The 19,980-nt window shown below is 63.8% G+C and carries 22 protein-coding genes and 1 other RNA gene; 9 read left to right on the top strand and 14 right to left on the bottom strand.

The annotated features are described in order from the left end of the window. The 7 genes from efp to MF606_RS16575 form a co-directional block, all read right to left on the bottom strand. Entirely contained in the window at positions 1 to 567 is a 567-nt protein-coding gene (gene efp / locus MF606_RS16605) for an elongation factor P (protein ID WP_240230453.1), read from the bottom strand. Positions 568 to 688: 121 nt separating this feature from the next. Beyond that, on the bottom strand, positions 689 to 1,798 hold the full coding sequence (locus MF606_RS16600; RefSeq protein WP_240230452.1) for a tetratricopeptide repeat protein: 1,110 nt from the start codon (positions 1,796 to 1,798) through the stop codon (positions 689 to 691). Next, positions 1,795 to 2,439, bottom strand: a complete 645-nt coding sequence (locus MF606_RS16595; protein ID WP_240230451.1) for a thiamine phosphate synthase — start codon at positions 2,437 to 2,439, stop codon at positions 1,795 to 1,797. The genes MF606_RS16600 and MF606_RS16595 overlap by 4 nt, the downstream gene beginning before the upstream one ends. A 119-nt stretch (positions 2,440 to 2,558) precedes the next feature. Beyond that, positions 2,559 to 3,587: a class I fructose-bisphosphate aldolase gene (locus MF606_RS16590; protein ID WP_240230450.1), complete on the bottom strand. Its 1,029-nt coding sequence runs from the start codon at positions 3,585 to 3,587 to the stop codon at positions 2,559 to 2,561. 165 nt (positions 3,588 to 3,752) lie between these two features. Further along, positions 3,753 to 4,763: a hypothetical protein gene (locus MF606_RS16585; protein ID WP_240230449.1), complete on the bottom strand. Its 1,011-nt coding sequence runs from the start codon at positions 4,761 to 4,763 to the stop codon at positions 3,753 to 3,755. 108 nt (positions 4,764 to 4,871) lie between these two features. Then, a complete protein-coding gene (locus tag MF606_RS16580) occupies positions 4,872 to 6,074 on the bottom strand; it encodes a phosphoglycerate kinase (protein WP_240230448.1) in 1,203 nt (400 codons plus the stop codon). Between the two features lie 85 nt (positions 6,075 to 6,159). Beyond that, on the bottom strand, positions 6,160 to 6,450 hold the full coding sequence (locus MF606_RS16575) for a hypothetical protein (RefSeq protein WP_240230447.1): 291 nt from the start codon (positions 6,448 to 6,450) through the stop codon (positions 6,160 to 6,162). Positions 6,451 to 6,587: 137 nt separating this feature from the next. On the opposite strand from MF606_RS16575, the gene MF606_RS16570 reads away from it, so the two are divergent. Continuing rightward, positions 6,588 to 7,622, top strand: coding sequence for a MerR family transcriptional regulator (locus MF606_RS16570; protein ID WP_240230446.1), 1,035 nt, complete (start codon positions 6,588 to 6,590; stop codon positions 7,620 to 7,622). Between the two features lie 4 nt (positions 7,623 to 7,626). Here the strand turns inward: MF606_RS16570 and MF606_RS16565 are convergent, their stop codons facing one another. The 4 genes from MF606_RS16565 to tkt all read right to left on the bottom strand — a co-directional run bounded on the left by MF606_RS16565 (position 7,627) and on the right by tkt (position 12,131). Then, the gene (locus tag MF606_RS16565; protein ID WP_240230445.1) at positions 7,627 to 8,166 is read right to left on the bottom strand and encodes a putative glycolipid-binding domain-containing protein; all 540 of its coding nucleotides are present in this window, start codon (positions 8,164 to 8,166) and stop codon (positions 7,627 to 7,629) included. Between the two features lie 65 nt (positions 8,167 to 8,231). Next, positions 8,232 to 8,840 (bottom strand): GyrI-like domain-containing protein, encoded by a 609-nt coding sequence (locus tag MF606_RS16560; protein ID WP_240230444.1) that lies wholly within the window; start codon positions 8,838 to 8,840, stop codon positions 8,232 to 8,234. Positions 8,841 to 9,087: 247 nt separating this feature from the next. Further along, complete coding sequence (gene gap / locus MF606_RS16555; RefSeq protein WP_240230443.1) at positions 9,088 to 10,095, bottom strand: type I glyceraldehyde-3-phosphate dehydrogenase; 1,008 nt, start codon at positions 10,093 to 10,095, stop codon at positions 9,088 to 9,090. A gap of 62 nt (positions 10,096 to 10,157) precedes the next feature. Then, positions 10,158 to 12,131 (bottom strand): transketolase, encoded by a 1,974-nt coding sequence (tkt, locus tag MF606_RS16550; RefSeq protein ID WP_240230442.1) that lies wholly within the window; start codon positions 12,129 to 12,131, stop codon positions 10,158 to 10,160. 196 nt (positions 12,132 to 12,327) lie between these two features. Here tkt and MF606_RS16545 point away from each other — a divergent pair, with 196 nt between their 5' ends. Further along, the gene (locus MF606_RS16545; RefSeq protein ID WP_240230441.1) at positions 12,328 to 12,615 is read left to right on the top strand and encodes a DUF4164 family protein; all 288 of its coding nucleotides are present in this window, start codon (positions 12,328 to 12,330) and stop codon (positions 12,613 to 12,615) included. Positions 12,616 to 12,619: 4 nt separating this feature from the next. After that, positions 12,620 to 12,997, top strand: coding sequence for a cell division protein ZapA (locus MF606_RS16540; protein WP_240230440.1), 378 nt, complete (start codon positions 12,620 to 12,622; stop codon positions 12,995 to 12,997). On the opposite strand, the gene MF606_RS16535 is transcribed toward MF606_RS16540, so the two are convergent. Beyond that, positions 12,994 to 14,679, bottom strand: coding sequence for a cation:proton antiporter (locus MF606_RS16535; RefSeq protein ID WP_240230439.1), 1,686 nt, complete (start codon positions 14,677 to 14,679; stop codon positions 12,994 to 12,996). The two genes, MF606_RS16540 and MF606_RS16535, sit on opposite strands and share 4 nt — an antisense overlap. A gap of 112 nt (positions 14,680 to 14,791) precedes the next feature. On the opposite strand from MF606_RS16535, the gene MF606_RS16530 reads away from it, so the two are divergent. The 6 genes from MF606_RS16530 (at position 14,792) to MF606_RS16505 (ending at position 18,172) form a co-directional block, all read left to right on the top strand. Further along, a complete protein-coding gene (locus tag MF606_RS16530) occupies positions 14,792 to 15,055 on the top strand; it encodes a type II toxin-antitoxin system ParD family antitoxin (protein ID WP_240230438.1) in 264 nt (87 codons plus the stop codon). A 326-nt stretch (positions 15,056 to 15,381) separates the two neighbouring features. Continuing rightward, positions 15,382 to 15,538, top strand: a non-coding RNA gene (gene ssrS / locus MF606_RS16525) — 6S RNA. Between the two features lie 26 nt (positions 15,539 to 15,564). Next, positions 15,565 to 16,152: a 5-formyltetrahydrofolate cyclo-ligase gene (locus MF606_RS16520; RefSeq protein ID WP_240230437.1), complete on the top strand. Its 588-nt coding sequence runs from the start codon at positions 15,565 to 15,567 to the stop codon at positions 16,150 to 16,152. Beyond that, positions 16,149 to 16,964 carry a TIGR00282 family metallophosphoesterase gene (locus tag MF606_RS16515; RefSeq protein ID WP_240230436.1) on the top strand — a complete coding sequence of 272 codons (816 nt, stop codon included), beginning with the start codon at positions 16,149 to 16,151 and terminating at the stop codon, positions 16,962 to 16,964. The genes MF606_RS16520 and MF606_RS16515 overlap by 4 nt, the downstream gene beginning before the upstream one ends. 1 nt (position 16,965) lies before the next feature. Then, entirely contained in the window at positions 16,966 to 17,346 is a 381-nt protein-coding gene (locus MF606_RS16510) for a SecDF P1 head subdomain-containing protein (protein WP_240230435.1), read from the top strand. 79 nt (positions 17,347 to 17,425) lie between these two features. After that, positions 17,426 to 18,172, top strand: a complete 747-nt coding sequence (locus MF606_RS16505) for a YebC/PmpR family DNA-binding transcriptional regulator (RefSeq protein WP_240230434.1) — start codon at positions 17,426 to 17,428, stop codon at positions 18,170 to 18,172. 49 nt (positions 18,173 to 18,221) lie between these two features. Here MF606_RS16505 and MF606_RS16500 read toward each other — a convergent pair whose 3' ends face one another. Both MF606_RS16500 and MF606_RS16495 read right to left on the bottom strand, forming a co-directional pair. Further along, positions 18,222 to 19,004 (bottom strand): GGDEF domain-containing protein, encoded by a 783-nt coding sequence (locus MF606_RS16500; RefSeq protein WP_240230433.1) that lies wholly within the window; start codon positions 19,002 to 19,004, stop codon positions 18,222 to 18,224. A gap of 110 nt (positions 19,005 to 19,114) precedes the next feature. Further along, positions 19,115 to 19,858, bottom strand: coding sequence for a GGDEF domain-containing protein (locus tag MF606_RS16495; RefSeq protein ID WP_240230432.1), 744 nt, complete (start codon positions 19,856 to 19,858; stop codon positions 19,115 to 19,117). Between the last annotated feature and the right edge of the window lie 122 nt (positions 19,859 to 19,980).

Genomic DNA, 19,980 nt, shown 5'->3' with positions numbered 1-19,980 from the left:
TCAGTCGGCCCGGCGCATATAGGTGGCCTCAGTCGTGTCGACCACGATGCGTTCACCGACGGCAATGAACGGCGGCACCATGACCTTGAGCCCATTGGCGAGGATGGCCGGCTTGAACTGGCTCGAAACGCTCTGGCCTTTCTGCACCGGATCGACTTCGGTGACTTCGAGGACGACATTGGGCGGGAACTTGATGCCGAGCGGGGTTTCCTCGTGCATCTCGAGGGTGATTTTCATGCCGTCCTGAAGGAACGCGGCGCGCTCGCCGACGAAGTCCTTGGCCAGCTCGACCTGCTCGTAGCTGTCCTGATCCATGAAGACCAGGCTATCGCCCTGCTCGTAGAGATAGGTGAAGTCGCGGAACTCAAGTTCGACGGTCTCGACCGTTTCGGCTGAACGAAAGCGCTCGTTGAGCTTGGTGCCGCCCAGGATGGCCTTGAGTTCGACCTGGGCATAGGCGCCACCCTTGCCGGGCTTGACGTGATCGACCTTCACCGCGACCCACAGACGGTCCTGGTGATTGACGACGTTGCCGGGGCGAATTTCGTTGCCGTTGATCTTGGCCATGCGGAACTGCTTTCGGGTGCGCAGATTATCGGTTCGGGCCACGCGCGCCGGATGCGGCTGGCCGAAGGTTGATCGTGCTGAATGGGCGTGGCGGGCTTATTGCCTCAGAACGCCCTTGGGTTCAAGGGTCTTGCGGTGCGGCCTCGGATGCCGGATCGGCGGCAGGCGGCTCCCCAGTTGGGGCTTCGCCGGCATCGGTAGGCGCTGGCAGCGCGGGTGACTCGGTTTCCGGCGCGGTGGTGGTCGGGATTTCGAGAATGGTTTCGGCCGTCGGTGGCGGGGACGGCCAGAAGCGGGCGCGTTCCTCGGCGCTGGCCAGTTCGGCCGGCGGGATCGAGACCAGCAGCCGGTCGAGCGAGGGATCGCTCAGGCCCTGGCGGCGGGCAAGCGCGCGCCACATGGCGGCGTCTTCGAGGCTCAGCGTCACGCCTTCGCCTACGGCCAGCAGTTTGGCGTAGCGGTTTTGCGCCACGGCGTTGCCGGCCTCAGCAGCGCGCTGATACCAAGTCGCGGCGGCACTGGCGTCCTTTTCTACGCCCTGACCAAGGTAGAGCAGGGTGGCATAGTCGATCTCGGCAGCGATGAGGTTTTGCTCGGCGGCAAGGCCGATATAGCGCGCGCCCTCTTCGGGATTAGGCGCCAGACCGGCCCCTTCGATCAGCATGGTGCCGTAGTCGTATTGTGCCTCGGGCAGTTCGGCATCGGCCGCTTCCTTCATCAACGCTGCGGCGGTGGTGAGGCTGGGCGAGGCGTAGATGCCTTCGACATGCAACAGAGCCAGATTGTATTTGGCCGGCACATAGCCGGCCTCGGCGGCCTTCTTGAACAGATCGGCGGCGCGGGCACGGTTCTTGGGCACGCCAATGCCGTCCTGATAATAGAGCGCCAGTTCGAACGTCGCCAGCATATCGCCATTGTTGGAGGCGAGCTGGTACCAGCCGGCGGCGCGCTCGTCGCTCTGCGCCACGCCCAGGCCCTTGGCGTAGATCTCGGCGATCAGGGTTTGCGCGGCGGCGTCGCCCTGTTCGGCAAGCGGCAGGGCGAATTCGAGCGCCGTCAGGAAGTAGCCACGCTGGAAAGCGCCGAAGGCGTAGTCCGTGGGGACCCGGGGCCCAAAAATCTCGTTGCTGATGGCCTCGGCCGGGTTCGCTTCGGGCGGCGCTTCGTCCTGGGCGAAGACGGTCACTGCCAGCAGTGGCAAAAGGGCGATCGGCAAGAGGCGCCGCATCATGCGGTTTCCTTCACGGCATCGGCAATGGCGAGCGCCAGCGCCGCAGGGGCAGGAGCCGACCACAGGCTGCTCGACAGCGCCAGGAATTCGGCGCCGCGGCTATCGGCACTACCAGGGACAGCACCCGGATCGCTCAGCACGGCGGGAATTTCGAAGGTTGCGGCCCACCATTCGGCGAGATCGGCGGCGGCGGGGTCGGAGGTGCCGTCGAGCGGGCCGAACAGCAGGTAGTCGAGGTCCATTTCGCCGGCGGTCATGGCGTCGTGGCGAGTGCCGATATGACCGGCGCCGACGATCTGGCCGGGCTTGAGGGCCGCGACAGCGTCCTTGATCGCCTTGGCGCCGCCGGTGATATGCACGCCATCAGCGCCGAGGCGCTTGGCGAGGGCAATGTCGTCATGGAGCAAGACGGCGCAGCCAGCGCCCTGGCCGATATTGACTACGCCGGCCGCCAGCTTGGCGTAGCCGGCGGCATCCAGCGTGCCACGTTGCACCAGGATGGCCGAGAATTCGGCGGCACTCAGCACGCCCATCAATGTCGCCGGGAAGGTTTCCGGATCGGCGGCGGCAGGGGTGATCAGATAAAGCTGGGGGGCCATGGCTTCCGGGTACTCGACGCGTGCCTCTTCTTGTTCGCTCATTTTGGCGACAAAGAGGAAAGCTCTCCAATAGGCGAAGGCCCGTAGCGGCGCAAAAGAAAATGCGTACCCCCTGGGAGGAGGGTACGCATCAGGCGTGACGTTGGGACGTCAGGTAGAACCTAGGCTGCCCGATCGAGTTCGCCGGTCCAGGTGCCAAGGGCAGCCAGCGAATTCATATGGGCACGATGGGTGAAGGCGGCCTGGGCCTGCGGGAAATTCTCGCGGCGGCCGGCCCAGGTGCGTAGCGCAACGTTCTGCAGGGCGCGACCGTAGGAGAAGGTCATCGGCCAGGGCTTGCCCGAGATCTGGTTCATGGCCGACAGATGGGCCGTGGCTTCTTCGTCGGTCTGGCCGCCCGAAAGGAAGGCGATGCCGGGAACAGCGGCCGGAACATGCTCGCGCAGGACGGCGACGGTGCGCTTGGCGACATCCTCGACGCTCGGGCGTTCGCGCGAATTGATGCCCGGGAGCACCATGTTCGGCTTGAGCAACATGCCGCCGAGATCGACGCCGGCGAGACGCAGTTCCTTGAACACGTTCTCGAGTACGTCGCCAGTCACCGAAGCGCAGCGTTCAAGCGAGTGATTGCCCGGATCGCCGTCGCCGACCACTTCAGGCTCCACGACCGGCACGATGCCGGCTTCCTGGCAGAGGATGGCGTAGCGCGCCAAGGCATGGGCATTGGCGCGGATATTGTTGCGGGTGGGCGCGACGTCGTTGATGGTGATCACGGCGCGCCACTTGGCAAAGCCGGCGCCGAGCTGGGCATAGCGCACCAAGCGCTGGCGCAGACCGTCGAGACCCTCGGTGATTTTCTCGCCATTGTCGCCCGGCATCGGGAAGGCGCCGCGGTCGACCTTGATGCCGGGGATGACATCGGTATCGGCCAGGATGGCGCGGAAGGCGGTGCCGTCGGCAGCCGACTGCTCCAGGGTTTCCTCGGTGAGGATAACGCCGGAAATGTAGTTGGTCATGGCGCTGGTCGAGCGGAACAGCATCTCGCGATAATCGCGGCGCAGATCGAGCGAATTGGGCAGGTTGATCTTGGCGAACCGCTTGGCAATGGTGCCTTCGGACTCGTCGGCCGCGAGAATGCCCTTGCCGGGCTCCATGAGTTTCTGGGCGATGGCGTTCAGCGACTTGGTCACGGCTAACCTCGACAATTGGGATTGCCGGCAGATTAGACTTTCGTTTTTGGCCGCGCGATTAGACCTAGGGTTATGCGACGAAAGATGGAGGCCGCTATGCCGCTTCGGGCGCTTGGCCATTGCCTTCGCTGGAGCCTATCGTATCACGATGGGGTGTCGATCGGTTCAGATCAGCTTGCTGGTGGCCGACCGTGGAATCGGATTGCTGCCATAGGCCTTGATCGCGACGGCGATCTGCCCGCCGCTGAAGCCGAGGTCGCCACGCGTCGTGGCCTTTTTCAGTCGATCCAGGCCAACGCGATTGCGCAGCCCGGTGAACGGATTCTCGACGCCCTTTACCAGTTCCTTGGGGCCGATCGCGTTGTCGAGGGCCAGCGATGCGTTGATGATGTCCTTGCGGCTTTCGAGGGTGAGCTGGGCATCGGCGGCGCTGACCTTGTCGCGGACCAGATGCCTGCCGCTGACGATCTCGGTTTCGCCGTCACGGATGTACTCGCGCGAAATTTCGACCTGCTTGGTCCCGGTCTGGACCAGTTTGGTTCCCACCTGCACCTGCTCGATGCCGGTGCCGTTGAGGTCGATGCGACCGGCGGTGAGGCCAAGGCCGGCCAGCGGGCCGGAGGCCGTTTCGGTCAGCGTGAGCGAGGTGGATTTTTCGGTCTCGAGCTTTAGCTGGCCGTTGTCGTCCAGTTCCGCCTGGAGGCCCTTGATGCCATCAAGGACCTTGACCAAGGTGGGGGCAAACCCCTCTTCGTCATCGCCATAGGTATGGGGGCTTTGAGCCGATCCGACGCCCACCCAAATCTTCCGATCGACGCCAAACGTAACGGTGACCGGCGCGTCGTCGCCAACCTTGAGTTCGAAACTGGTGCCGTTGGCAATCCCTGCTGCCGCAGCGTCGTCGAAGCCGGTCAGTGCCGCAGTGCCCTGAGCAATGCTCTTGGGCGCCTCGCGTCCCTCAAACACTGGCATGGGGGTTTTGATCGGCTCGGTCTTGTAGAAGATCTGCGTGCGATACTTGGCGACCTTGGTGACGTTCTCTTCGAACCTGACCGGGCCGTTTTGCGACTGCCGCTCGAATTTGGCGCCGTTCACCGCGTTGCCCAGCCGCTTCAGCGCGGAATAGGTCGCCGCCTGCCGCGTATTTCGCAATGCAGTAACCCGTGCGCTTTCCATCCCACCCTTCCAAGGCTTGCCGGCGGCATCTTGCCCCCAAACATCCTAGAATTGGTTAACGCACTTCAACCATTTGCACCGAGCGGCGGGAAGTCGGGGCGAACGAACTTACTTCTTCAGTGCTTCCACACCCGGCAGGGGCTTGCCTTCCATCCATTCGAGGAAAGCGCCGCCGGCGGTGGAGACGTAGGTGAAGTCGTCCTTGACGCCGGCATGAGCGAGTGCCGCGACGGTGTCGCCGCCACCGGCCACCGAGATCAGCTTGCCATCATGGGTGCGCTTGGCGACGTGCTTGGCGATGGCGACGGTGCCGGCATCGAACGGGTTCATCTCGAATGCGCCCATCGGGCCGTTCCAGACCACGGTGTGCGCATCGTCGATGGCGGCGTTGACGCGATCGATGGAGATGGGGCCGATATCAAGGACCATGCCGTCGGGGTCGATGGCGTCGACGCCGTAAAGGCGCGTCGGGGTGTCGGCCTTGAAGTGCCAGGCGACGACGGCGTCGATGGGCAGGATGATGGCGCAGCCGCTATCGATGGCTTTGTCCATGATGCGCAAGGCGGTTTCGGCCAGGTCCTTTTCGGCCAGGGACTTGCCGACGCCATGGCCCTGGGCATGGAGGAACGTATTGGCCATGCCGCCGCCGATGACCAGGCCATCGACCTTGGTCACGAGGTTTTCCAGCAGGTCGATCTTGGAGGACACCTTGGCGCCGCCGACAACGGCGATCACGGGCTTTTTTGGCTTGCCGAGGCCGGCTTCAAGCGCCTCGAGTTCGGCCTGCATGGCAAGGCCGGCTGCGGCGGGCAGCAGTTTGGCCAGCGCTTCGGTCGAGGCATGGGCGCGGTGGGCAGCGGAGAAAGCGTCGTTGACATAGACGTCGCCGAGGCTGGCCATGCGCTTGGCGAGGTCGACGTCGTTGGCCTCTTCGCCGGGATGAAAGCGGGTGTTTTCGAGGATCAGCACCGAGCCCGCCGGAGCGGAGTCGATAGCCTTCTGGGCATCGGCGACGTCAACCCAATCGGTGGCGACGAAGCCGACCGGATGCCCGGTCTGGTTGGCGACCGCCTCGCAGACCTGCTCCAGCGAGAATTCGGGGTCGACCTTGCCCTTGGGACGGCCGAAGTGGCTGAGCAGGATGGCCTTGCCGTCATACTTGACGATTTCGCGGATGGTGGGGACCAGGCGCTCGATGCGGGTGGCGTCGGTGACCTTGCCATTGGCGACCGGGACGTTGAGATCGGCACGGAGCAGCACGCGCTTATTCTTGAGGTCGAGTTCGTCGAGGGTCTTGAAGGTTGCGCTCACGGATCGGGCCTCCCGGTCTAAATATCAGCCGTGGCGTAGCAGAGCGTTGCGGGAGGGGGAAGGCAAGTGACGAAAAAACTCTGCCCTAGCCGGCCAAAACCAGCGATCGCAGCATGGCTCCGAGCAGGAAAAGCGGCAGGCCGAGCAGGGTGAGGCAGATCAGCCAGCCCAGATCGTCGACCAGGACATGGCGGGCGAAGCCGTCGCTGGGCCAGGCGGCGAGGCCGACGCGGCGACGAATGATGCGGTCGCGGATGAGCAGGAAGCAGGCGGCGAGCGTCGGCGGGAGCACCAGAGCGGCGGGCTGGCCCGCGAGCCCGATCAAGACCGAGGCGAAGGGCAGGCTGGCAAAGATACGGCGCATGATGTGGAACATGGCTGGTGCCCGACGACATGAACTGGCCCGCTTCTAGGCTGATTTGATGACTTGAGGGTGACAGGCCGATTTCGTCTTGACCCGGACCTTGGGGCTGCCCCGATAAGGATGACGGTCAGCCCATAGCGAGGTGAGTCGTGCAGCCTTCCATTCAATTCCTCAAGCCAGTCGATGCAGCGCGCCAGCTTGGCGTTTCCACCAAGGCGCTGCGCCTCTACGAGCAGCGCGGCCTGGTGACGCCGGGCCGCACCAGTGCCGGTTGGCGGACCTATGGTCCTGACGACATGGCGCGCGGCCGCGAAATCGTGGCCCTGCGCGCGCTCGGTCTCAGCTTGGGTGACATCGGGCGCGTGCTTGCGGGGGAGGTATGGCAGTTGGAGCCGGTGCTGGCGGCGCACCAGTTGGCGCTGGAGGGTCGGATAGAGGGCGCGGCTGAGGCCATCCAGCGGATTGCTGCTTTGCGAACCGACTTAGCTGCGGGGCGGCGGCCCAGCGTCGATGACTTGACGCTGGCGCTGGGTGCCGGCTCACCGCCCGGCGTCGCCTTCGATCTGCCCTGGCCCTGGGGTGGTGAGCGGTTCGAACTGGATCGAGTCCGGCGATTGACCTTCATCGTCGGGCCGTTGGGGAGCGGCAAGACCCGGTTGGCAATGCGGCTGGCGGAAGTGTTGCCAAATGCTGTCTTCCTTGGTCTCGACCGGCTCGACGACGACGGTGCCGCCGCGCTGGCGCGGATTGACGCCGAGCCGGTGCTGCGAGCGCAAATCGATCGCGCCCTGGCCTGGCTTATCGAAGACGGGGCGGTGCATTCAAACGCGCTTCTGGCCCTGCTGGCCGGGCTCTACGCACCCGGTGCGTCGGTGGTGGTCGTCGATATGGTGGAGCAGGGGCTCGACCATGCGACGCAAGAGGCGATGATCGCTTATCTGCGACGCGGCGACGATGGTATCCCGCCACTGTTCCTCATGACCCGCTCGTCGGCCATGCTTGACCTGGGCGCGGTCGGCCCGGGCGAGGCAATCCTGTTCTGCCCCGCCAATCACAGCCCGCCGACACTGGTTGCGCCCTATCCGGGAGCTGCGGGCTATGAGGCGCTCGCCTCCTGCCTCGCCTCACCCGAGGTGCGGGCGCGCACTGCCGGTGTCGTCGTCGTGCGGCCGGAGGTCGCGTGACCGATCACGCGGTGCGCTCGAACAACCCCGGATAGGTGACGACGAGCCGGTCGGCATCGAGTTCGAGGATGCGTTCGAAGCTGGCGTCGGCGGCTTGGTAGCGGAAGTGAGTGTCGTCGAGCTGGGTATAGATCTGGTCATCACGCCGCACCGTCATCTCGTCGCCGTCGATCCAGGCCATGGAGAAACGCTGCGGTTGGCCGATAGTCCATTGGCAGCGCCAGATCGGCAGGGAATTGGTCAGCGGCGTCGGCCAGATATCGATATCGACGCAGCCGCGCAGAGCTGGGAGCGGCTCGGCGCGATCGTCGGACCAGTTGCCCGCTCCGTCCGAGAAAAGCTCGAGCACGGCGCCGTCGGTGCGTTCGAGCTTCACGGTGCGAACGCGTTCGGCGTCATCGAGTTTGATGCGGTAGAAGAGGCCATAGTTCGGGGTGATGATGGTCGAGCGGATGCGGGTATCGCGCGCCGTCGAGATGACGTGGCAATGCTCAATTGTCACGGGATCGAGCCCGCGCCAGCGAATGGAGCGGTCCAGACTCATGGGGCACCTCGGAGCGTCATGCCACTATGGCGCGTGCGATGCGATTGGCAAGACATTGGCGGTGGTCAGTCCCGGCGAACCGGTTGGCGCAGGATGGTCTTGAGCTTGGCTGGCGCGGTGCGCCTGGCGTCGCTCAGGTAGATTTCGTGGTGGTGGCCATTAAAGGCGAGGTTGCGGGCTGGCATTTCGACATCGTGCAGCTGCGCGAGCGTGGGACCCTCGTCATCGTAGCTGCCGATATGCAGCACCTGCAGGCATGCGCCTTCGTTGAGGGTTTCGAGCCGCAATGTCTGGGGTCGTTCACCGAGCTTGCCGGCCGATTTGGCGACGGCTTGTTCGAACATGGTCTGGGTCAGGAAGTCGGGTGCCATGATCATCATGGTCCAGCGCCAGTTGTCCTTGCGGCGGGCGACGAAGTCAGCGGGGTCGTCGGCCCACCAGAGGCCCTCGAGTGGCGGTACGACATAGTCCTGACCGAGCGCTGCCTTGGATGCGAACTTGAGCGCGTAGCTGGTCGAATAGAGCCACTCGATGGCGGTTTGATAGGCCGGGGCGGTGTTGGGATTGCCTGATCCATCTACCATGACGAAGGTCATGGGCGGGACATCGATGAGCTCGATTGTCTTGGTGGCGCGATAGCTATCGACGGTCTTGCGGAAATCGATTTTGGACATGTTGCCTCCTTTGCCCCGGTGCGCGTGACCCCCCCCACCTTGATCCCTCCCCACAAGGGGGAGGGAGACGATGAACACGAACGGCCGCGCTAGCGCCTCCCTCCCCTTGATGGGGAGGGAATGAGGGTGGGGTGGGGCCGCGCACACTGACTTTAGTTGCGACACTGTCCTGACAGATCGTGTCAGCAAACAAAAAAGCCCCGCCGCTAAGCGACGGGGCTGATCAAATTCGCAGGCCGCAGAAGCCTTAGAGCGTCTTGCCCAGCGCCACGGCGGTGTCGGCCATGCGGTTGGAGAAGCCCCATTCGTTGTCGTACCAGGAGAGGACCGACACGAAATTGCCGTCCATCACCTTGGTCTGGTCGAAGGCCATGGTCGAGGAGTGGCTGTCATGGTTGAAGTCGATCGAGACGTTGGGCTGGGTGGTATAGCCCAGAATGCCCTTGAGCTCACCATCGGCATACTTCTTGACGGCGGCGTTGATCTCGTCGGCGGTCACGTTGCGCTTGGAAATGAACTTGAAGTCGACGCAGGAGACGTTCGGGGTCGGCACGCGGATCGAGACGCCGTCGAGCTTGCCCTTGAGCTCGGGCAGCACCAGGCCGATGGCCTTGGCAGCGCCGGTCGAGGTCGGGATCTGCGACAAGGCAGCGGCGCGACCGCGATAGAGGTCCTTGTGCATGGTGTCGAGGGTCGGCTGGTCACCGGTATAGGAATGGATGGTGGTCATCATTCCCTTTTCGATGCCGAATTCCTTGTGCAGCACATAGGCCAGCGGAGCCAGGCAATTGGTGGTGCACGAGGCGTTTGAGATCACCAGGTCGTCCTTGGTCAGGCTCTGGTGGTTGATGCCATAAACGATGGTCTTGTCGGCGCCGTCGCCCGGAGCCGAGATGATCACCTTCTTGGCGCCGGCCTTGAGGTGAGCGCTGGCCTTTTCCTTGGAAGTGAAGATGCCGGTGCATTCAAGGGCGATATCGACCTTCATGGCAGCATGCGGCAGCTCGGCCGGATCGCGGACGGCGGTCACCTTGATCGGGCCGCGGCCCACGTCGATGGTGTCGCCATCGACGGTCACGGTGCCGTTGAAACGGCCATGTACGCTGTCAAAGCGGAACAGATGGGCATTGGTCTCGACCGGGCCGAGATCGTTGATGGCCACGACTTCGATATCGGTGCGGCCGGATTCGATGATGGCGCGCAGGACGTTGCGGCCGATGCGGCCAAAACCGTTGATGGCGACGCGGACTGCCATATTAGACGCTCCTAGGGAGGGAGTTAGGAAGGGAGGTGTGCAGGAGGAAGACTTTCGCCCTCTTACAACTGTGCGGTGACGGCTTCAACAACGGCTTTGGCCGTAAGACCAAAGTGCTCATAGAGCGCGTCGATGGGGCCGGAAGCGCCGAAGGAGTGCATGCCGACGAAGCGACCTTTTTCGCCCAGCAGCTTGCTCCAGCTCATTTCGATGCCAGCTTCGATGGCGACGCGGACCTTGGCATTGCCGTAGAGCTCGGCCTTGTAGGCATCGGACTGCTTGGCCAGCAATTCCATGGAGGGGACCGATACGACCTTGGCGGCAATGCCCTTTTCGGCCAGCTGCTTCTGGCCCTCGACGGCGATGGCCACTTCCGAGCCCGTCGCGAAGATCACGACGTCAGCATTCTTGTCGCCGGCGATGACATAGGCGCCCTTGGCGCAGAGGTTTTCGGCCTGGTACTCGGTGCGCAAGGCCGGCAGGTTCTGGCGGCTGAGGGCCAAGATCGATGGCGCAGTGGTCGATTCCAGCGCAAGCTGCCAGCATTCTGCGGCTTCGACGGCATCCGCCGGGCGGAAGACCAGCAGGTTCGGGATGGCGCGGAGAGCTGTCAGGTGTTCCACCGGCTGGTGGGTGGGGCCGTCTTCGCCGAGACCGATCGAGTCATGGGTCATGACATAGATGGCGCGCTGTTCCATCAGCGCGGCGAGGCGGATGGCGGGGCGGGCATAGTCGGTAAAGACCATGAAGGTGCCGCCATAGGGAATGAGGCCACCGTGCAGGGCGACGCCGTTCATCGCTGCGGCCATTTCGTGCTCGCGAATGCCGTACATCATGTAGCGGCCCAGACGGTTGTCAGCCTGGAACGGCACCATTTCCTTGGTGTTGGTCAGGTTCGAGTGGGTCAGGTCGGCTGAGCCGCCCAGCGTTTCGGGTAGGACGGCGTTGATCACGTCGAGCGCCATCTGGCTCGACTTGCGGGTCGCCACCTTGGGCTTATCCTCGACCAGCTTCTTCTTGTAGGCGTCCATGGCCGACTTGAACTCGGCCGGCAGGTCGCCCTTGGTGCGGCGCTCGAACTCGGCCTTGTGGGGCGAGGCGGCAAGACGGGACTGCCATTCGCCACGAATGTTCTGGCTGCGTGTGCCGGCGGCGCGCCAGGTATTGAGGATCTCGGCCGGAATTTCAAAGGCGGGGTAGGTGATGCCAAGCGCGGCCTTGGCGCCGGCCAGTTCCTCGGCGCCGAGCGGGGCGCCATGTACCTTCTCGGTGCCGGCCTTTTTTGGTGCGCCGAAGCCGATGGTGGTCTTGGCGGCGATCAGGGTGGGCTTGTCGCTCTTCTTGGCTTCAAGCAGCGCCTTTTCGATGGCGTCCTGGTCGTGGCCGTCGATCTCGATGGTGTTCCACTGCACCGCCTTGAAGCGGGCGATCTGGTCGGTGGAGTCGGAGTTGGAGACGGCGCCGTCGATGGTGATCGAGTTATTGTCCCAGATGACGGTCAGCTTGTTGAGCTTGAGGTGACCGGCCAGCGCGATGGCTTCCTGGGAGATGCCTTCCATCAGGCAGCCGTCGCCGGCAAGGACCCAGGTGTGGTGGTCGACGATGTCGGAGCCGAATTCGGCAGCCAGCTTGGCTTCGGCGACGGCAAAGCCGACCGAGTTGGCGAGGCCCTGGCCGAGCGGGCCGGTGGTGGTCTCGATGCCCTGGGCGAAGTGATATTCGGGGTGGCCGGCGGTCTTGCTGCCGAGCTGGCGGAAGTTCTTGACCTGGTCGATGGTCATGTCCTCGTAACCCAGCAGGTAGAGCGAGGAATAAAGCAGCATCGAGCCGTGGCCGGCCGAGAGGATGAAGCGGTCGCGATCAGGCCATTTGCTGTCGGCGGGATCGAACTTCATCACCTTGGTGAAGAGCACCGTGGCGATATCGGCGCAGCCCATCGGCAGGCCCGGATGGCCGGAATTGGCTTTCTCCACCGCGTCCATGGACAGCGAGCGGATTGCATTGGCCAAATCGTTCTGCTGGGCGGAGTTCGTCATCGAGCGTGCGCTTTCTTTGGGACTGAAATTCTGGGGAGAAGAGGCGCCGGAAGCCTCCTCCCAAAGGCGGGTCTAGGGCATAACAGGTTCGGATTGCCTGTCAATGACAAGGGGCAGGGACAGGCGTTGCATTGCCCCGTGGCGTGGGGCACCCTGTGTCGGCCGGAATCGTCTGATATTGAGGACCGTAGCAGCAATGAGTGAGACGGAACTTGAGGATGGGCTGGGTGCTGCCACTGCGCGGTTTGATCGCGCCCTGGCGCGGCTCGATAACAGCGTCAAGAATCTGAGCACGCGGCTGCGCCAGCATAATCGCATGGAAGTCGACACACAGCGGCTGGTGTACGAGCGCGCCAGGCTTGCGACCGAGCTCGACAAGACCGCGGCGCGCGCCAAGCGTCTCGATGACAGCGCCCATGACGTATCGCGTCGCCTGGTCGAGGCGATGGAGACAGTCCGCTCGGTTCTGGCGAAGGCGGAGTAGCGCGATGCCCGAAGTCAATGTCGAGATTAATGGCCGCAAGTATCGCATGGCCTGCGAAGAGGGCCAACAAAAGCACCTGATCGGCCTGGCCGAGCGGCTCAATGGGCATGTCGAGCAGCTCAAGGGCGCCGTGGGCGAGATCGGCGACAACCGGCTGACCGTCATGGCCGGTATCGCTGTTGTGGACGAACTGGTCGAGGCCGAGCGCAAGATCAAGGCGCTGGAGGCCGAAGTGCTCGTGCTGACCCGGGCCGGGCAAGAGGTTGCCGCCGAGATCGAAACGCTGGAAGAGAAATTCGCGGCCAAGCTCAGTGACGCTGCCCGGGCGCTTGAAGGCGTGGCCGGAGTTCTCGACGACGCGGCGCCATTGCCGCAGGGTTAGCGCCCGGGACTATCCCAGGTATCCATGAAGGCCTGTTCGAGATCCATGGTCTCGAGCATTTCCCGCACGATGGTGTCGTCCAGCTCGCCCGCGTCGCGGGCGGCGATGAGCCGGCTGCGGCGGGCTTCGAGCAGCAATTTGCCCAGGGTCAAGGTCTCGCCGGGGTCGAAGCCCGGGCGCTGCTGATCCTTGGCTTCCGTGCTGGCCGTCTGTTGCATGCGCTGGCCCATGAGCTGGACCAGGCGCTGGCTCTGCGGCGAGGGGTTGGCGAGGCGATAGGTTTCCAGCGCTTCGGCGGTCGCAGCATGGGCAAGGTCGGTGGCCTTCTCGTGCTGCTCGGCCTCGAAACGCGCGTCACCCGGGTCGGCCACATCCAGCCGCTTGATCAGCCAGGGCAGGGTCAGGCCCTGCAGCAGCAGGGTGCCGATGGTCACCAGAAACGCCAGCGCCACTATGGCCTCGCGATCGGGGAAGTCCGCGCCGGTGGCGGTCAATACCGGCACACCGGCCGCCGCGGCCAGGGTCACCACGCCGCGCATGCCGGTCCAGGACAGAACCAGGTTTTCCCGCCAGGTCAGCGGGCGTTGCTGCAGTCGGATCATCTGCTCCTGGTCCAGCTTGCGTCCGCGACTGGCAAAGCGGGCCTCGAATTTCGCCCAGGTTGCCGGATCGTTGAGCTTGCGCAGCAACGCCACATGACGGCGCCGCGCAATCACCGAAGATCCGAAAATCCAGGCGAACCGAACCAGGGTAATGACCGCCAGCAGGATGGCTGCCACGCCCAGCAACGGCAGCAGCTCGAAACCGGCCTCATTGGCGTCGGTGATCACGAAGCGCAACTGGAGGCCGATATAGGCGAAGACGAAGGTTTCGAGCAGCGTATCGACACTGCGCCAGAACTGGGTCTCCTGCATGCGCTCGGCATAGCCCGACTGCACATTGTGGTGACCAAGCGAGAACCCGGCCGCCACGACGGCAAGGACGCCCGAGGCGTGCAGTTCCTCGGCCAGCAGGTAGGCGGCAAACGGCACGATGATCGACACCGCCGTGGCCAGCGAGGGATTGCTCAATCGACGCCGTGCCAGCTGGGCCAGATGCCCGAGCAGCATGCCCAGCACGATGCCGACCGCCGCCGCATAGAGGAAGTAGAGGATGATGTTGTCGATGAAGGCATGGGTGCCGCTGGCGGCGGCAACCAGCACGGCGAAGAGGGTCAGTGCCGCGGCATCGTTGATGAGGCTTTCGCCCTTGAGCACGGTCATCAGCGCCACCGGCAGGGCAGAGCGGCGGCCGATGGCTATGGCGGTTACCGCGTCGGGCGGGGCGATGACGGCGCCGAGCACCAAGGCCGCCAGCGGCGTCATGCCCGGCACGGTGATCGCCATCGCCATGCCGACGATGATCGTCGTGGCAAAGACCAGGAAGACCCCCAGATTGGTGATCGACCCCATGCGACGGGTGAATTCGGCGAAGGAGAAGTCCCGCGCCGCCGAGAACAGCATGGGCGGCAGCACGAAGCCTAGAATGACTTCCGGCGCCAGCTCCAGCCTGGGCATGCCGGGAATGAACGAAGCCCCTAGCCCCACCATGGCGACAAGTAGAACGGGCTGGAAATTGCGCCGTTCGGCAAAGGCGGTGATGGCGATGGCCACGATGATGACGATAAGGATTTGCGCAAACATCGGCGGCCCCGGTTGGTCGCCGAGATAGTGGCGATTGGTGCGGCAACGAGCAAGTCCACCGCATTGGCAAAGTTTGCCAAAAGCGCTAGATTGGCCTGGAAGGAGACCTGCTATGGCCACGATGAATGTTTCCCTGCCTGATGCGATGAAGCGGTGGGTCGAAGATCAGGTGCAAACCGGTCGCTACGGCAATGCCAGCGACTATGTGCGGGATCTGGTTCGGCGCGATCAGGACCGGGCGGAAGCGCGCGAGACGCTGCAGCAGATGGTGAACGATGCGCTGGCAAGCGGCAGGGTCCAAATGACCCGCGATGAGCTGGTGGCGCGCATGCGGTCGAAGGCCAGAGCCGCCGTCGAGCAAAAAAAGAGCGCGTAGGCCTTGGCGTGGATACTGACTGCCGCCGCCGTTGACGATCTAGACCGAGTCGCTGCCGAAGGTGCCCTGCGGTTCGGTTTTGCACAGTCAGAGGTTTACGAACAAGAGATCGTCGACATGCTCGATACGCTGGCTAAATGCCTTACCTGGCGCCGGAGCGGCAGGCATCGCAACAGATGGTCCGCCTCATGCCTTGCGGTCCCACCATATCTTCTACATCGTCGAGAATGAGGACGTCGTGATACTCCGCGTTCTCCACGGTCTGCAAAACTGGTTCGAACTGTTGTAACGCACTCTTTGCACAGCACCGCAAAGCGCCTATATCTCGATCGCTGCCCGGTGCGTGATGGATACCAATATCCCCGGGGCCTTATCGATCCTAAGGGAGCTGTCCCTGACTGGGCTCCTGGGCTCAGACATACGGCGCCCACCTACGTAAGTAGGTCCCGGGATCGTATATCCCACGGCCAGGGTGGCACCTTATTTCAAAGCAGGTTGCAGTAGGCCGCATGGTTGACGAGAAGATCGAAGAGGCCAAAGCCGCGCTCCGGATCAAGGCGCATGCCGCCCGCGCCGCCCTGCCGCAGGCCGATCGCGCCGACGCGGCTCACGCCGTGACCCAGCATTTCTTCGAACACATCCCGCTGGTGGCCAGCGATATCGTGGCGGCCTATTGGCGCATCCGTGACGAGCTGGATTGCCAGCCCATCCTGGTCCGCTTGATGGACAGCAACCAAACAGTGGTCCTGCCAGTCGTCATCGGCGCGGAAGAGCCGCTCGACCTGCGCGTTTGGGAGCAGGGGGCGTCGCTTTACGAGGCCGGTTTCGGCACCCTGGCGCCGGCTGAACTGGCGCCGCGCGCAGAGCCCGATATCGTGCTGATGCCGCTGTTGGGTTTTGACAAGCAGGGGACGCGCCTCGGCTATGGCGGAGGCTATTACGACCGCACGCTGGCGCGTATGAGCAAGAAACCCAAGCTGATTGGGCTTGCCTTCGCGGCGCAGGAACTCGACGCTATTCCGCGCGAGGCCCATGACGTGCCGCTCGATGCCATTGTCACCGAAGACGGTGTTCGTCACTTCGGCCCTTCCGCATGAGGCTGTTGTTTCTGGGCGACGTCGTGGGCCGTTCCGGCCGGGATGCCATTGCCGAGCGTCTGCCAGGCATTATCGATCGCTACAAGTTCGACTTCGTCGTCATCAATGGCGAAAATGCCAGCCATGGACGCGGGCTCACCGAGCCGCATTTCAAGGGGCTGCGCGATGCCGGTGCCGATATTGTGACGCTGGGCGATCACGCCTTCGACCAGCGTGACACGATTTCGTTCATCGAGCGCGAGCCGACGCTGGTGCGGCCACTCAATATGCCGGCCGGTACGCCGGGGCGCGGCGCCATGTTCGTCGAGGGCCGCAATGGCCATCGCGTACTGGTCATCAACGCGCTGGGCCGGGTGTTCATGGGCCCAACCGACGATCCATTCCGCGCCGTCGAGGCTGCCGTTGCCGCTTGCCCGCTGGGCGAGCAGGCCGATGCCATCGTGGTCGACTTCCACACCGAGGCGACCTCGGAAATCCAGGGCATGGGCTTTTTCATGGACGGGCGGGTAAGCTTGGTTGTGGGCACGCATACCCACATCCCCACGTCTGACCAGCGCATCCTCAAGGGCGGCACGGCGCTGATGGCCGATGCGGGTATGTGCGGGGATTTCGACTCCATCATCGGCGTCGATGCCGAGGAGCCGCTCAACCGGTTCCTCACAGGTATCGCCAATGGACGCTTTACGCCGGCTGAAGGCGAAGCGACGCTGTGTGGCGTGGCAATCGAGACCGATCCGCGCACGGGGCTGACGACGAAAGTGCTCCCGGTGCGGATCGGCGGTACGCTGGCGCAGGCGGAGCCGATGTTCTGAGATGGCTCTCCTCCGCACGCTGGGCCTAGGAATTGTCGCCGCCGCACTGTTCGGCGCCGCGGGGGTTTCGGCCGAAGAACTGGTTCTAGGCGTCGTGCGGGCGGAAGTTGCCGAAGACGGCTATTCGGGTGGACCGGCGCTAAATGTCTGGCTGACGCCCGAGGCACGCGCCGCCTTTGCGGCCTTTACGCTGGATCATGTCGGGCAGAAGACGGATCTCCTCGTCAATGGTGACGTCCTGTCCTCGCCCGTTATCCAGACGCCGATCGACACCGAAATGCTGCTGCTGTCAGGCGTTGGCAGTTTTGCGCAGGCTGAGGAGATGGCCGCATCGCTCAATCGCAAGAAGGCAACCATATCGGTTCGGCTCAGCGCGCCTTGAATGGCCTGACTTCACAAGTCCCGCGCGCTTGCCTATAACGCGCCACCAATTCAGCATTCTTATTCGAGGGGAGTGACCGATGGCCGGCCATTCACACGCCAAAAACATTATGCACCGCAAGGGCAAGTCCGATGCGGCGCGCTCCAAGGTCTTTTCCAAGCTGGCCCGCGAAATCACCGTGGCAGCCAAGATGGGCATGCCCGACCCGGCCTTCAATTCCCGCCTGCGCCTCGCGGTGACCAATGCCCGCGCCCAGTCCATGCCCAAGGACAATATCGACCGCGCCATCAAGAAGGCGATCGGCTCGGATGGCGAGAACTATGACGAAATCCGCTACGAGGGCTATGGCCCCGGCGGCGTCGCCATCATCGTCGAGACGCTGACCGACAATCGCAACCGCACCGCCTCCAATGTCCGCTCGTACTTCTCCAAGAATGGCGGCGCGATGGGTGAAACCAATTCGGTCGGCTTCATGTTCGACAAGGTCGGTGAGATCACCTACTCGCTCAAGGCCGGCTCGGAAGACAAGGTGATGGAAGCGGCGATCGAAGCGGGCGCCGACGACGTCGAGAGCGACGAAGAGGGCCACTACATCACCACCTCGTTCGAGGCGATGGTGGAAGTTGCCGCGGCGCTGGAAAAGGTTCTGGGCGAGGCCGAGTCGGTCAAGGCCATCTGGAAGCCGCAAACCAATACGCCGATCGACGCCGAAAAGGGCGCGACGCTGATGAAGTTGATTTCGACGCTCGAGGAAGACGATGACGTGCAGAACGTCTATTCGAACTTCGATATGAGCGACGAAGAAGCCGCCAAGCTAGAAAGCTGAGCCGCAGGTTTTGAATGATCAGGGCGGTGCCACACGGCGCCGCCTTTTTTCATGCGCTGCGCTTGATGCCGATCACCGGATGGTCGTCGAAATGAGCGACGGTGGTGCGGTTGCGCCCGGCTTGCTTGGCGCCATAGAGGCGCTGGTCGGCAATGCGGAACAGCTCGGTAAAGCTGGCTGGCCCCTCGAACACCGCGCCGCCAACGCTGACCGACAGCGGACGCTGGCGGCCCTCCGGCGCGAAAGCCGCCAGGTTGACCGAACGGCGGATGCGCTCGGCAATAGCTTCGGCGCCGCGCTGGTCGACGCCGGGCAAATAGACGCCGAATTCCTCGCCGCCCATGCGTCCGACCAGGTCGCCGGCGCGCAGAATGGCGCGAATGGAGCGTGCGATGATGGTCAGGGCCTCGTCGCCGGCATCGTGACCGAACAGATCGTTGATGGCCTTGAAGTTATCGGCGTCGATCATCAGCAGAGCGCCGGTGCTGCCGGGCTTGCGTTGCGACAGCAGCAGGCTGACCTTGGCGGTAAAGGCCCCGCGGTTGAGGCAGGCAGTGAGGCTATCGGTGCGCGCTACCATGCCCAGGCGCACATTGGTGATGGCAAGGCCGCGTATGCGCATGCTCATGTAGCAGAACAGCGGCAGCCCGAGCGCTATGGGCAGCACCGTGGCGCTGATGATCGACCGCCGCAGCGCCTCATAGCCCAGATCGTCGAAGAACAGCGCGTTGAACAGCACCGACACGGCGACGCAGGCCAGCGTCCCGAAGAAGGTCCAGCGGCCGACACTGGACCAGCTCTGCAGGGCAGTCAAAGTCTTGGAAGGCAGCATGAGGGCGCAATCTCTTGGCTAAAATGAGGGTTCGCCTCCGAGCCGTGGGGCCGGTGGCGGGCGGGGCATTGCATTGGTCGGGTCGGCTCAGGTGGGGCTGCTCTCCATGGTCAAGCGGCCTGCATCATGGCGACGCAGTCGCGGCCGCTATTCTTGGCGTCGTATAGGCGTTGGTCGGCCAGCCGATAGAGTTCGGAGAATTCGGCCGGGCCGGCAAATGTCGTTCCGCCGATGCTCACCGATAGCGGGCAGGGCATTCCCCCGGGCTCGAAGGCGATCGCCGCCACCATGCTGCGGATCTGCTCGGCTGCCCGGTCGGCGGCCACCGGATCGGCATCGGGGAGGAAAACGCCGAACTCCTCGCCGCCCAGCCGCCCGACGATACCGCCTTCAGATACCGCGACCTGGATCGCGGCGGCCAGCAGGCGCAGGGCCTCGTCGCCCTGGTCGTGGCCGAAACGGTCATTGACGCCCTTGAAGTCGTCGGCATCGACGAACAGCAGCGCGCCCTGGCGCCGCGATGCGCCCAGGTGCTGGGTGACCGCGCGGGTGAAAGCGCCGCGATTGAGGCAGGCGGTCAGCCAATCGGTGGTGGCCAGTTTTTCCAGCTGACGGTTGGCATGGCGCAATTGCTCATGCTTGAGCATCAGGAAGAAGATCATCGGGCCGCCCAGAGCCAGCGGCGTGAGGATGGATACGGCGAGGCCCTGCACGTTCACGCCGGCCGAGAAGGTTTCCATGATGGCATTGGTCATGACGACCGACAGGACGATCGATAGCGCCGTTACCACCCCAGTTACCCGCTGAATCCGAAGCCACGCATACTTCGGAAGCTGCTTGTGAAGTCCCGTCATCCGACCATCCCCGCATTCCCGGCGGGAACCTATGGGCGAGGTCTTGAAGATGGTGTTTGCAGGATAGATGCAATTTTACCGGAACCGGGGTTTTCCACCGATCCCGTTGCCTTTTTGTTCAC

Origin of the sequence: Devosia lacusdianchii (assembly GCF_022429625.1) — a bacterium.
Taxonomy (GTDB): domain Bacteria; phylum Pseudomonadota; class Alphaproteobacteria; order Rhizobiales; family Devosiaceae; genus Devosia; species Devosia lacusdianchii.
This window is presented reverse-complemented; position numbering and strand designations above follow the sequence as displayed.